General features: G+C 40.8%; 10 protein-coding genes. All 10 read right to left on the reverse strand.

What is annotated here, in order from left to right:
• Positions 1-118: 118 nt before the first annotated feature.
• The 10 genes from ymfI to dapA all read right to left on the reverse strand — a co-directional run bounded on the left by ymfI (position 119) and on the right by dapA (position 14,007).
• Positions 119-847: an elongation factor P 5-aminopentanone reductase gene (gene ymfI, locus CSV80_RS01725; protein WP_099669350.1), complete on the reverse strand. Its 729-nt coding sequence runs from the start codon at positions 845-847 to the stop codon at positions 119-121.
• A 2-nt stretch (positions 848-849) separates the two neighbouring features.
• Positions 850-2,145: an EF-P 5-aminopentanol modification-associated protein YfmH gene (gene yfmH, locus CSV80_RS01730; protein WP_099669351.1), complete on the reverse strand. Its 1,296-nt coding sequence runs from the start codon at positions 2,143-2,145 to the stop codon at positions 850-852.
• Positions 2,142-3,416: an EF-P 5-aminopentanol modification-associated protein YfmF gene (gene yfmF / locus CSV80_RS01735; protein WP_099669352.1), complete on the reverse strand. Its 1,275-nt coding sequence runs from the start codon at positions 3,414-3,416 to the stop codon at positions 2,142-2,144. Before yfmF ends, yfmH begins: the two co-directional genes overlap by 4 nt.
• 209 nt (positions 3,417-3,625) lie before the next feature.
• The gene (locus CSV80_RS01740; RefSeq protein WP_099669353.1) at positions 3,626-4,579 is read right to left on the reverse strand and encodes an ABC transporter permease; all 954 of its coding nucleotides are present in this window, start codon (positions 4,577-4,579) and stop codon (positions 3,626-3,628) included.
• A gap of 1 nt (position 4,580) precedes the next feature.
• Positions 4,581-5,627, reverse strand: coding sequence for an ABC transporter permease (locus CSV80_RS01745; protein WP_099669354.1), 1,047 nt, complete (start codon positions 5,625-5,627; stop codon positions 4,581-4,583).
• Positions 5,617-7,185: an ABC transporter ATP-binding protein gene (locus CSV80_RS01750; protein ID WP_099669355.1), complete on the reverse strand. Its 1,569-nt coding sequence runs from the start codon at positions 7,183-7,185 to the stop codon at positions 5,617-5,619. The genes CSV80_RS01745 and CSV80_RS01750 overlap by 11 nt, the downstream gene beginning before the upstream one ends.
• 272 nt (positions 7,186-7,457) lie before the next feature.
• Positions 7,458-8,540 (reverse strand): BMP family lipoprotein, encoded by a 1,083-nt coding sequence (locus CSV80_RS01755; protein ID WP_099669356.1) that lies wholly within the window; start codon positions 8,538-8,540, stop codon positions 7,458-7,460.
• 364 nt (positions 8,541-8,904) lie between these two features.
• Positions 8,905-11,247, reverse strand: coding sequence for a DNA translocase FtsK (locus tag CSV80_RS01760; RefSeq protein WP_099669357.1), 2,343 nt, complete (start codon positions 11,245-11,247; stop codon positions 8,905-8,907).
• A gap of 88 nt (positions 11,248-11,335) precedes the next feature.
• Positions 11,336-13,003, reverse strand: a complete 1,668-nt coding sequence (locus CSV80_RS01765; RefSeq protein WP_099669358.1) for a ribonuclease J — start codon at positions 13,001-13,003, stop codon at positions 11,336-11,338.
• Positions 13,004-13,116: 113 nt separating this feature from the next.
• Positions 13,117-14,007: a 4-hydroxy-tetrahydrodipicolinate synthase gene (gene dapA, locus CSV80_RS01770; RefSeq protein WP_233201489.1), complete on the reverse strand. Its 891-nt coding sequence runs from the start codon at positions 14,005-14,007 to the stop codon at positions 13,117-13,119.
• Positions 14,008-14,041 lie beyond the last annotated feature (34 nt).

The raw sequence follows: 14,041 nt of genomic DNA on the forward strand, positions 1-14,041 counted from the left end.
ATAAAACTACTTTTTTCCAGAATGCACAAGTATGCACTTAGTTCTATAATAGCGGATAGCGTAAGCGAATAAAAGAAAAAAAGAAAAGGACAACAGGCATTGTCCTTTTCCCAAGGCCTTAAATATACCAGCCACCATTGATTTGAATTATTTCACCTGTCATATAGTCTGCTTTGCCACTCAGCATAAATTCGACCATATTCGCTATTTCCTGGGGTGTTCCGACTGACAAAAGCGGAATCTGATCGAGTACCATTTGACGCTCCTCCGTAGAAAACTCCTGATTCATGCGGGTGTCAATCCAACCTGGCGCAATGGCATTGACCCGTATGCCCGAATAGGCAGATTCCTTTGCATATGCTTTAACGAAGGCATGCTGGGCACCTTTGACTGCCGAATACATTACCTCACCTGCAGCTCCCGCACTGCCCCATATTGATCCTATAAATGTGATATAGGAAACATCATACTTGCGTAGTTTTTCGGATAACAGCGCGATTAACCGGGCTGGATTTTGCATATGGACCTGCCACAATTCCGCCATGTCCATTGCACTTGTATCCGATAATAGTTTTACGACTGCTTGACCGTTGGCTACCACAATTGCTTGAACGCTTTGAATGCTAGCCGCCAATTGTTCTGCTGCTTGCTCCACTCTAAAATCAGCTTGCACACTACGGAATTGCTGGGTAGGATACGTCTTTTCTAACTCCAAACGCAATAGATCAAGGTCAGTTTTATTCGCATTATAATGCAAATACAAAGACCATCCTGCTTCCGCTAGTTGTTTACAGACTGCTTCCCCAATTCCTCCAGATGCCCCTAAAACAAGAGCAAAACGCGTCATACTCATTGTGTTTTCGGTGGCAGTACTTTGAAGATTGTATAGCTGCTGTCATCGGAGAACGTGGCAAATGCTTGTTTTAATTTATCCATTGATAATTTTTCCAAAGTCGGTACGACATCGAATAAATTCATATTGTTAAAATCATATCGTGTATATTGATTAGCGATAAATTCAATGGAGTTCAATGAACGCATAAATTGACCGATTTTCTTTCTACGCATTCTGTCTAAATCTACTTCTTGCACCGGCCAATTGGTTTTTGCATCTTTAATCGTATGACGAATTAATTCTTCTAAGCGCTCCGGCTCATCAGTATCGGAACCAACCATCGCAAAACCGTAGCCTTCTTCCATGGAGAACTCATAAGAGAACGATTCATCAACTAAGCCTTCCGCATTCGCTTTTTCATAAAATGCAGACGTGCGACCGAATAGACTGTCTAGTACGAGGTTTGCTGACAACTCCGTTTCAAGCATTTCTTGGCCCTGTAGATCTGTCTCGGTACATTTCATACCGATATTCAATTTCGGTTTCGATACATCCATCGTCAATGTACGTTCAGGCACATCCACTTCTTTTGACTCAGACGGGAATTGGCGTTCGATCGCTTGAGGTTTATCGAATGATTTTTTTGCTTGATCTTCTTTAACAAATGCCATCATTTCCTCCGGCTTCACTGCTCCAACAATAAACAGTAGCATATTGGACGGATGATAGAACGTCTCATAGCATGTATATAAATGTTCAGCTGTAATATCTTGAATAGACTCTACTGTTCCCGCAATATCGATTTTCACTGGATGGTTTTCATAAAGATTTTCAATTGTGCCGAAATATAGTCGCCAGTCGGGCTGGTCGTCATACATGGTAATTTCCTGGGCAATGATCCCTTTTTCTTTATCCACAGTTTGCTTTGTAAAATATGGCTGTTGAACGAAGTCGAGTAATACTTTTGTATTTTCTTTTAGTTTATTAGTTGCAGAAAAAAGATATGCCGTTCTACCAAATGTTGTATACGCATTTGCAGAAGCGCCATTTAAACTAAATTTCTGAAACACATCCCCGTCTTCTTTCTCGAACATTTTGTGCTCAAGAAAATGGGCAATACCGTCAGGCACTGTGATGAATTCATCTTTGCCATGCGGTTTGAACGTTCGATCAATGGAGCCGTATTTCGTTGTAAATGTTACAAATGTTTTAGAAAAACCACGTTTAGGCAAAATAACAACTTTCAGTCCGTTATCTAGTGTTTCAGTATAAATCTTCTCTTGTAGTTGATCAAAATTTATTTCTTTCATTTGGAAACATCCTCCTTACCTGACAGCAAATACACAATTTCCAATTGAATTGTATTCGCCATTTCCTTTATGTCTTCCAATGTGACCGATTCCCACTTTTCGATTAGTCGTTCAGCAGTGAAGCTCTCGTCTAACTCTTTATATTGATCATATATTTCAATCTGACTACGCGCTGAATCATTTGCACTTAAAATGCTGTTTTCTAGAAGTGCGATTGTCTGACTCAACTCGACCTCTGTACTCTCACCATTTTGTAATGCTGTCAGTTGTTCAAGAATTAGCTTAACAGCTTTCTCTTCTAAATCCGCATCGATACCCGCTGTGACGTAGACGATACCGTAATGCGAAGCAAACGCACTATTCGCATAGTATGCCATACTTTCTTTTTCTCGCACATTCATGAATAGTTTACTGTGGGCAAAGCCACCAAATACACCATTCGTTATTTGCATTTTATGGTAATCGGGATGACGGAATGATACCGGTGTATGGAAACCAAGATGAAGTTTACCTTGTTTCATGTCTTGTTTTTCTCTAACTGTATTCACAGATTCTGACACTTTTACATCCTGCAAGTCATTTTGTTTCGCTGCATCTCTCGCTTCAAACGGTAAGAACTGCTTGATTTGCTCAATGATTTCCTTTTCATCTACATCACCTACTACATAAATATCAATCAAATCATTATTGATCATATCTTCGTATGTAGCATAAAGACTTTCATTCGTAATTTCAGACACTGCAGCTTCTGTACCGTAAGCAGAAATAGATGCCGGATGATCTGGTCTCATGATTTCAAGCATACGTTTTTGTGCGAAACGTGTTTTATCGTCATAAATAGAACGTATTCGATCACGGACATTACGTTTTTCCCTTTCTGTAACATCTGGATCAAATGCTTTATTCGTTACATTGGGATCAAACACTACAGAACGAATCAATTGCCATAACTGTTTAAAAATATCTTCGCCTTCAAAAAACTCATCGTTCACACACTCCGTATATAGCGAAACCATATGTTGGGAGCTTCTTTTCGAAACGTCCGTAAATAATACCGTACCGTACAACTCGTCAAGCGCCTTGCGCATTAAACTTAATGTCGGATACTGCTTCGTTGAATTTTCCATCACGTTCGCCAACACCGTACGTTCAGAAGCTTTTTTCTGATCCAGTGGCGCTTTCCACTTAATTGTCACGTTCACTGTTTTAAACTGTTTCGTTTTCCGTATATACAAATGAACACCATTTTGTAATTTTGTTTTATTGAACATACAAACACCTCGTTTACCTTATTATATGTATTCCTAGTCTCACTATACATTTTAGCCTGTCATTTGGAAAATGATACAACTTTCAAGTGCTGAAGGTAGAGTTTAGCGGCGACTGATGCTAGATACGAACGAAAACCTCAACTTAGTATTGCTACAACCTTAGAAAAGCTACCTGAAGAGTATGTATCTCCAGATAGCTTTTATAACTTTTATCTATTTCCTTTAACGTAAGGTTTACCAAGTGCTTTTGGTGCTTTCGCTTTTCCAAGGAATCCGGCAAGTGCCAGGATAGTCAAAACGTAAGGGAATATATGGAAATACACTGCTGGGATATCCTCTAAGAATTTAATACTAGAAGAACTAATTGCTAGCGCCTGTGCAAAACCGAAGAATAACGCGGCACCCATAGCTCCCAATGGGTGCCATTTACCAAAGATCATCGCCGCTAGCGCCATAAACCCTTGTCCATTAATGGTCGCATGTCCGAAATCATTTGTGATAGTTTGAGAATAAACTGCTCCACCTATACCGGCAAGTCCTCCAGAAATAAGAACCGCGATATAACGGGTTTTTGTTACTTTAATTCCCATTGTGTCTGCCGCCATCGGATGTTCTCCTACTGAGCGGAGACGTAAACCAAATGGCGTCTTGTAAATAACAAACCATGCGATAAACGCAACGGCGATCGCCATAATAGAAGAGCCATAGACTAACTTAAAGAACATAGGGCCGATAATTGGAATATCCTCCAAAAAAGGTACATTGAATCTCGGAATTTTTTGTTGAATGAAATCGGTTTGACCTTTGCCGAAAATCATTTTTACCGAGAATAATGCAACAGCAAGACCTAACATGTTAATCGCGACACCTGATACTACTTGATCCGCTCGGAACGAGATAGATGCTATGGCGTGAAGTGTTGCAAACAATGCTGAAACGAGCATTGCCACAATTAATGCTATCCAAGGTGTCCAGGCCCCAAAGGTATCCGCGAAAAATAAATTGAATAGGATACCGATGAATGCACCCATAATCATGAGGCCTTCCAATCCAATATTAATGACTCCAGACCGTTCAGAGAACACACCGCCAATTGCTGTGAAAATAAGAGGAGCTGCAGAAGCAATTGTTATAGGTATGATGAAGTATAATACATCTAACATGTCACTTTGCCTCCTTCTTATTACGCAAACGTATGAGTCCTACACGGATGATGTATCCACAGGCAACGAAGAAAATAACCAATGCAATAATGATGGAAACAATTTCTACTGGGATTCCTGCTTCATTCGGCATATTATTCGCACCATATTTCAATGAGCCGAATAACGTTGCACCGAAGATCACACCAAGTGGCGTATTCGCGCCAAGCAAGGCTACGGCGATTCCGTCAAAACCGATTCCTGTAAAGCCACCCATGGAAGACATGTTACCAAACGTACCAAGTGCCTCCATCGCGCCTCCAAGTCCAGCGAACGCACCTGAGATGACCATTGCAAGAACAATATTCTTGTTAGCGCTCATTCCTGCATAGCTAGCTGCATTATCGTTATACCCAACAGACTTCAATTCAAATCCTGTCTTCGTTTTCTCTAATATGAACCACATGACGACAACCATAGCTAATGCAACGAATATTCCGTAGTGCAATGTGGAGTAGTCCGTTAGATTAGATAAGAACTCTGACCGAAGTGAGGCTGATTCATGGATACGCTCCAATTTGAATCCACCACCGGAGAGTGTTTTTATTAATGCGTTAACTACATGTAAGGCAATGTAATTCATCATAATAGTGACTATAACTTCGTGTACTTTCAATGTTGCTTTTAAAATACCAGGTACGAGTCCCCATAGCGCCCCAGCTGCAGCAGCTGCTATGAGTGCGAAAGGCAAGTGAATAATTTTCGGAAGATCGAATGCCATCCCTACGTAAGCTGCAGCAAACCAGCCAACGATTAGTTGTCCCTCTACCCCAATATTGAAAAGTCCGGTTCTAAATGCGAATGCTACTGCAAGTCCCGCAAGTAAGTATGGACTGATTTGACGAATGGTTTCACCGATTGCATAAGAATCACCAAAAATACCATTCCATAATGCCATATAGCCTGTGATTGGATTATAGTCACTGATCAGCATCACAATCGCGCCTACTAAGAGCCCTAAAAAGATCGAAATCATCGGGACCAGTATATTGATCATTCTATTCGACATGCTGTTCATCACCATCCTTTTCAGCAGCTAGTACTTTTTTCTCAGCAACATCTTTTGAATGGCCTGCCATCATTAACCCTAGTGCTTGTTCAGTTGTTTCTTGCGGAATTACCGTACCTACAATAGTTCCATCATAAATAACTGCAATTCTATCTGAAACGTTCATGACTTCATCCAATTCAAACGTTATGAGTAAAACCGCTTTTCCACTGTCACGTTGTTCAATCAGACGCCGATGAATAAACTCGATCGCTCCGACGTCCAATCCACGTGTAGGTAATGCCGCAATCAGTAAATCCGGATTTCTCAAGATTTCTCTTCCGATGATCAGCTTTTGCTGATTTCCTCCGGATAATGCTCTCGCTAATTCATGCGTACCTTGTGTTCTAACATCGTATTCTTTGATCAGTTCTTCCGCTCTTTCATTGATTACTTTATAATTCATGATTCCACCTTTAGATAATGGTTCATGATAATACGATTGAAGCGCGGTATTATATGCAACTGAAAAATCTAGAATAAGTCCATGCTTGTGGCGGTCTTGTGGAATATGTCCAATACCTGTTTCAGTAATCTTTCTCGGTTTTTTATTTGTAACATCTTCATCATTAATAAAAATCTTACCGCTCTTCACTCTAGTCAAACCAGTGATGGCTTCGATTAATTCGGATTGACCGTTACCATCGATGCCGGCAATCCCAACTATTTCACCGCGACGCACAGAAAGATTGAGTCCTTTTAATTTAGCAACACCCCGATAGTCATTCACTTGTAGATTTTCTATCTTCAACACTTCTTCAGTCGGGTGTGATGGACCTTTTTCGGTTTTAAATGTGACTTGACGTCCAACCATCAACGTCGCCAATTCTTCGGGATTCGTTTCCGATGTGATAACAGTACCGATTCCTTTACCTTTGCGGATGACAGTTACTTTGTCCGAAACGTTCATAATTTCCGCCAGTTTATGGGTGATCAAGATGATTGATTTTCCTTCTGCAACGAGTTTTTTCATAATATTCAACAATTCATCAATTTCCTGAGGAGTTAAGGATGCAGTGGGTTCATCAAATATTAGGATATCTGCTCCACGATAAAGAGTCTTAAGAATCTCGACACGTTGTTGCATACCTACAGAAATATCTTCTATTTTCGCGTACGGATCCACATCTAGTCCATACATCTTTGAAATTTCCGCAACTTTTTTCGCAGAATCTTTAATGTTAATCATTCCAGATTTCGTTGGCTCACTACCTAAAATAATATTCTCGGTAACCGTTAAGTTCTCCACCAACATAAAATGCTGATGCACCATCCCAATTCCTAGATCATTTGCTACGTTCGGGTCAGTGATTGCTACATGTTCGCCCCGTACACGAATTTCTCCACCGTCTGGTTGATATAAACCAAATAATACGTTCATTAAGGTAGATTTCCCAGCACCGTTTTCACCTAGCAGTGCGTGAATCTCGCCTTTCTTCAGTTGTAATGTAATATGATCATTCGCATAGAAATTTCCGAACTTTTTTGAAACATCTAGCATTTCAATTACATAATCCATCCCAATCACTTCCTTGCCCATAATTGAATTCCGTAGAATTAAGCAGTATAGCTTTCATCTTCAATAATACGTGATAAAGCCCCCGTATGAAAAGTTGAAAGCTTTTCCATTTCACTTTAAATAGCCTGCTAATACTTTTATTATATTTAATTTATTAATCTTAGAAATTAATAAAATAAAAGTTCCAAATCAACCACCCAGGAACCTTTATTTTATTAATTTAATGAAATAAAGGCCGGATATGAAAACCGGCCTCCAATTGTTTACCGACCTTATTTTTTCTTCTCTACAAACTCAGGTACTTCAATCTCGCCATTTGCAATCTTTTGTGCATATTCATCAATTTGATCCAATACATCTTGTGGAATTGCGCCACGTGAATCAGCAAGACCTAAACCATCATCTTGAAGACCATATACTTTTGTTTCCCCACCAGGGAAGTTCCCATTCATTGACAAGTCAGCAATATCTTTAACTGCTACATCAACACGCTTCAACATAGATGTAAGCGTAACGTTGTCATCTCCAACTTTACCTTCTTCATATTGGTCAGAGTCAACACCAATTACCCAAACATATGCATCTTTATCTGCTTGCTTACGTTCTTTCGCTTCTGAAAATACACCGTTACCCGTACCGCCAGCAGCGTGGAAAATAATATCTACGCCTGAAGAGTACATACGGCCTGCCTCAGCTTTACCAAGTTCTGCTTTATCAAATGCACCTACATATTTTGAGTCTACTTTGATTTCAGGTTTAACTGCCTTGACACCTTCAAGGAATCCAGCTTCAAAACGCTCGATGACAGGGTTGTCCATACCACCGATGAAACCAACCTTATCTGATTTTGTCATTAACCCAGCTGCTACTCCAGCTAAATATCCGCCTTCTTGTTCTTTAAAGAGGATGCTAGCTACGTTTGGAGCATCTACTTCACCATCAATAATAGAGAATTGAGTGTCTTTTTGTTGTGCTGCAATATCTTCAATTGCATCTTCCATCAAGAAACCTACTCCGTATATTAAGTTGAAGTCACGACGAGCCAAGTTGTTAAGATTTGTTGTATAATCTTCCGGACCAGTTGACTGCAGGTAATCGTATCCGCCAGTTCCTTTTTCCCATCCTTGATCTTCTCCGAATTCTTTAACGCCTTTCCATGCAGATTGGTTGAATGATTTATCATCAATCCCTCCAACGTCAGTTACCATAGCAACTGAGAATCCGCCTTTCTCACCGCTGTCACCTGTTGCTGGCTTTTCCCCTGCATTGTCTTTATTATCAGAGCCACATGCTGCTAACATCGTACCTGCGGCTAACACTAAAGACATTGCTAGTCCAAACTTTCTTTTCGTCATCGATAATGACCTCCCCTGATTAATTTTGGTATTATGTTAGGACGTTATACGTCTTATACCTTTACTCACACTACTTTACAGCTTGAATCTTTACTCTTAAAAAAGGTCACTGTTAATAGTTTTTTCAAAAATTCGTTACCTCGTACGTGATGACGTTCGTGATGACGTTCGTGATAACAGTGGATGTGTCGCTTTGCATGATAGCGCTTTCTGCTCTGCTAAATATTGGATGACACACTCAATTTCCATAGCCTGAAATGATAATTTCCTTCTACCTTCACTATAACATTTACTTAGGTAGAAGGAAATATCTAGCTGAAATCACGGATAACTTCGACTTATCAAAATAACAGCGAATGATGCTTTACATTTCTAGCTCTGATTTAGTGAGTAGTACGTGCCTTGGCTTACTACCTTCAGGTGGTCCAACCACGCCACGCGCTTCCATTTGATCTACTATACGTGCAGCTCTGGCATATCCAACGCGGAAACGACGCTGAATCATTGAAACGGATGCAGTCTGCATGTCCACTACCATTTGTACCGCTTCATCGTATAATTCATCGGTTTCTTCATGCGGTGCTACTACCTCTACTTCAGTAGGAATCATTTCTTCTTGATATTGAGCTTTTTGCTGCTCGATAACAAAGTTCACTACCGCTTCCACTTCCTCATCTGAAACAAATGCCCCTTGAATACGTGTCGGTTTTGAAGCGCCAGCAGGAAGGAATAACATATCCCCTCGTCCCAATAACTTCTCTGCACCGGCACCGTCCAGAATAGTCCGCGAGTCAATTGCAGAAGATACGGCAAACGCAATTCGAGAAGGAATATTCGCCTTAATGATACCTGTGATCACGTCAACGCTTGGACGCTGTGTCGCGATAATTAAATGAATACCCGCAGCTCTCGCCATCTGTGCCAGACGTGTGATGGAATCTTCTACGTCACTTGACGCCACCATCATTAAGTCGGCCAGCTCATCGACAATGACAACTATATACGGCATGCGTGGATGTTTCTCATCATGCTCTTCATTCCATTGTTCAATGTGGTTATTATATCCTTCAATATTCCGTGTGCCTGTATGGGAGAATAACTCATATCTGCGCTCCATCTCGGACACAACTCGCTGTAATGCTTGCGCCGCTTTTCTCGGATCTGTGACAACAGGTGCCAATAAATGCGGAATGCCATTAAATACATTTAACTCTACCATTTTCGGATCGATCATCATCATTTTCACTTCGTGTGGTTTCGCCCGCATGATGATACTCATAATAATACCGTTGACACAGACACTTTTACCGCTGCCCGTAGCACCCGCAATTAATACGTGAGGCATTTTATTGAGTTCTGTCATCATGGCTTGCCCTGTTACATCACGGCCTAAACCTACTAGTAACTTGGACTCGGGGGGATTGTTTTCCTTAGATTCGAGCACTTCACGTAAACTTACCATCGCCACCGCATTGTTCGGCACTTCGATTCCAACTGCCGATTTACCAGGGATCGGCGCTTCAATTCGAATCCCACTAGCTGCCAATGCCAATGCTATATCATCCGCCAAACTAACGATGCGACTTACTTTCACGCCCGTATCAGGCAGGATTTCATATTTAGTGACTGCTGGTCCCAAATGGACTTGTGTCACTCGCGTTTTAACTCCAAAACTCAGGAACGTTTTCTCTAGCTTCTTAGCGTTTGCCTGGATTAAATCATATTCTCCAGATTGATCACTTGCTACAGGTGGTTCCAATAGTTTGGCTGATGGCAAAATATACGATTCGTTTTCTTGTTCTCCACCCATTACAGGATAATCAGCCACAGGATCTTTAGGATCGAGTGTTGAGTCCTCTTGAGCTTTCGACTGCTTTTCCTGTACAATTTCTGGTTGCGTAGCCTGTTCAATTTTTGCCGTGAAGCTAGAAATAATCGGTTCACTAGCGGGCTCCGGATTTTCTTGTACCGCTTCCATTTCAGAAGTGTCTACAGGTTTCGACTTACTCTTTCTATTACTGCGAGCACTTTCTTTACGTTTTTCTTCAGGAGACTTGACTGATTTCTTTTCCCTCGCTGCCCACTTCTTCTTTATATCATTCATCAAGATAGGTGTTTGCTCTACTAGGAACGGAATCAAAGCCTTTCCTGTCAACAGGATGATACCAATGAGCAGTAACAGCACACCAGCTACTGTAGCGCCCGATGAATCAACTAATGAATAAAACATCGCGAACAACACAGCACCTAGCATACCGCCCCCCAGAGTCCCTGTTTGGTCATGTATTCCATCATTTGTGATGAGTACTTTCCACGTTTCCTTAAGTGCAGAATTTGACATCAAAACTTTGCTTTCATATAATGTTTGAAATAAATGAACATGACTGAACAGTAGCATACTGCCTAAAATGAATAAACAACCGATTACGATCCGGTGTTTATATCCGCCAATCTGTCTCTTAATCATGAAAATCAACGCTTGCACAATTATTAAAAATGGCAACGCAACATACCAGTTACCTAATAAGAAACGGGAGAATGCCGATAAACCCCGTCCAATGATACCGAATTCAAAGATCATAATTATTGCGATACCGATTAAGACGACACCTAGAATTTCAAACCAGAGCGGTTGCATTTGACTTTGCTGTTTTTTCTGTTGTCTTTTCTTCGCTGGCGCTCTCTTTTTAGCACGTTTCTTTGCCATTTGCCAACCCCCTTTCTGAAAAAAAGATTTCCAGCCGTAAAGGCATGGAAATCCAATTGTTTTTTAATTCGCCAACAAACGGTATGGATCAGTATTCCATGATGATCGGAATAATCATCGGACGACGTTTTGTTTGCTGATATAAATACGAACTCAATGTCTCACGGATCTCTTGTTTAATGTTTGTCCATTCAAACGTTTCTTTATTCACATACTTCTCGACAATTTTAGTAATCAGTTTTGTCGCTTCTTCAAACAGTTCCTCCGATTCGCGTACATAAACAAAGCCTCTTGAGACAACTTCAGGACCCGCCGCAATTCGTTTTTGCTTTCTGTTCAATGTCACAACGACTGTAAAGATTCCGTCTTGGGATAATAGCTTACGGTCACGCAACACGATGTTTCCAACATCACCCACACCAATACCGTCGATCAAGACGTTACCAGCCTGTACTCTACCTGCCATACGAAGCTTTTCATTCTTGAATTCAACAATGTCGCCTTTGTCCGCAATGAAGATACGGTTTTTAGGCAGACCAACTTCTTGAGCGAGCTTGGAATGTGCAATCAGCATACGATATTCCCCTTGAATCGGAATAAAGTATTTAGGCTGCATCAAGTTTAACATCATTTTCAAGTCTTCAGCGGAACCGTGACCGGATACGTGTACATTTCGTGTGGACGTCAGTACAGTTGCTCCAGCCTTTGCCAATTCATTCATCATCTTGTACATGGAAATTTCCATAACAGGTGATGGCGTAAACGTTATCAATACTGTATCTGAACTTTTGATATTAATTTCTCTATGATGTTTACGGACGATTTTCTCCAATGCTTCTAGTGGCTCACCTTGGTTACCCGTTACAATAATTACGATATCTTGATCGTCATAGCGCTCCATGTCTTTTACTGGAATCACAATATCGTCTTCCACTTGTAAATAACCTAGTTTTAACCCGACTTCAAAGTAGCTCTCCAAACTTTTACCAACAACTGCGACTTTCTTTTTCTTTGCTGCTGCTTGGTCTAGTACTTGCTGAATTCGAATGAAGTTTGATGCATACAACGCTACTAGAATTCTTCCTTGTGCTTCGTGGAAAGTTTTAAAAAGACGTTTCTCGATTACAGATTCAGACGTTGTATAACCTGGACGCTCTGCTTCTGTAGAATCGGACATCAAGATAAAGACTCCCTCTTCACCAATTGTAGCCATTTTTGCAAAATCAGGGCGATATTTGCCTTTTGCTGCTTGGTCGAATTTGAACTCTCCTGTATTAACGATTGCACCTTCGCTTGTATGGAAGACAATTCCTAGTGAATCTGGAATACTGTGTGTCGTGTAAAAGAATGTCACATGCGTGCGCTTGAAGTTCATACGGCTTTTGCTTGTCACTTCAAAGAAGCGGACATTAGATGGTGCCGGCATTTTCTTCAAATGTTCTTTCGCTAACGCTAATGTCAACTTTGTACCATAGACAGGAGCTTGTACTTTCTGTAGTAAATAAGCGATTGACCCAATTGCATCTTCATGACCATGCGTTAAGAAGATTCCTTTAATCCGATCTTTATTTTCTTCTAGATAGGTCATATCAGGTATTACAAAATCAATACCTAGCATTTCCGTTTCAGGGAACATTAAGCCTGAATCCATAACAAATAGTTCATCATCGATTTCAACGACATACATAGACTTCCCGATTTCCCCTACTCCACCTAGTGGAATTACTCTAATTAATTCATTTTGTATTTTCGTCACATTGTTTCCTCCTATATTCTATTCCCGCCCACAACGACTAAACACCATTATACGAGATAGTAGGCGTTCAGTACAAACAAAAAAAGCCGGATTGGTCGTCCGGCTTTTGTTTATTACAGAATCCGTGTTCTTTCTCCAAATTTTTCAAGCGCTTCATCGATAATCGCAGCTTCACTTTCGTCCATTTTTATAAGTGGTAAACGAACGCAGCCCATTGGTATGCCTGCCTTTTCTAGCGCATATTTCACAGGCACAGGATTCGGTGTCGAGAACAGCGCTCTGAATACCGGCACTAATGAACGATGGAGGTCAGCGGCTTCTTTTATGTTGCCATTTTGGAACGCTTGAATCATTTTTTGTATTTCATTGCCTACTACGTGTGCAGAAACTGAAATGATTCCTCTACCGCCAATTGCAAGTAATGGCAATGTCAATGCGTCATCTCCACTGTATATTTCAAAATCATCAGCGGTTCCTTCAATGATTTCTGCCATCTGTTCCAAATTACCACTTGCTTCTTTGATCGCTTTAATATTATCAATTTTCGATAATGCAATAACGGTTTCAGGAAGCAAGTTGACGATGGAACGACTTGGAATATTATATAGCAATATCGGTAATGCCGTAACGTTAGCAATTTTCGAGAAGTGTGCATACATTCCTTTTTGGTCTGGCTTATTATAGTAAGGTGTCACAAGCATAATTCCGTCTGCCCCAGATCGCTCAGCAGCCTTAGTCAGCTCTATGGATTCCGCAGTATTGTTTGTCCCTGTGCCTGCAATCACTGGAATACGCTTGTTCACAACCTTAACTACAAAGTCCAGTAATTCCTTCTTCTCTGTAACAGTAAGTGTCGGTGATTCACCAGTCGTACCGCTGACGATGACAGAATCTGTCCCATTTGCGATCAAATGCTCAAGCAAGACCGTTGTTTGGGCGTAGTCAATCGTGCCGTCAGGAGAAAAAGGAGTGACCATTGCTGTCCCTACATTTCCAAGTTGCACATAGACCATTCCTTTTCGTTATCATTTTAAACTC

The sequence above is a fragment of the Sporosarcina sp. P12(2017) genome (assembly GCF_002743035.1).
Lineage (GTDB): Bacteria > Bacillota > Bacilli > Bacillales_A > Planococcaceae > Sporosarcina > Sporosarcina ureae.

Coding starts and splice junctions, on each gene's coding strand:
- ymfI (WP_099669350.1), bottom strand. CDS start 847: ATGACGCGTTTTGCTCTTGTTTTAGGGGCATCTGGAGGAATTGGGGAA.
- yfmH (WP_099669351.1), bottom strand. CDS start 2,145: ATGAAAGAAATAAATTTTGATCAACTACAAGAGAAGATTTATACTGAA.
- yfmF (WP_099669352.1), bottom strand. CDS start 3,416: ATGTTCAATAAAACAAAATTACAAAATGGTGTTCATTTGTATATACGG.
- CSV80_RS01740 (WP_099669353.1), bottom strand. CDS start 4,579: ATGTTAGATGTATTATACTTCATCATACCTATAACAATTGCTTCTGCA.
- CSV80_RS01745 (WP_099669354.1), bottom strand. CDS start 5,627: ATGTCGAATAGAATGATCAATATACTGGTCCCGATGATTTCGATCTTT.
- CSV80_RS01750 (WP_099669355.1), bottom strand. CDS start 7,185: ATGGATTATGTAATTGAAATGCTAGATGTTTCAAAAAAGTTCGGAAAT.
- CSV80_RS01755 (WP_099669356.1), bottom strand. CDS start 8,540: ATGACGAAAAGAAAGTTTGGACTAGCAATGTCTTTAGTGTTAGCCGCA.
- CSV80_RS01760 (WP_099669357.1), bottom strand. CDS start 11,247: ATGGCAAAGAAACGTGCTAAAAAGAGAGCGCCAGCGAAGAAAAGACAA.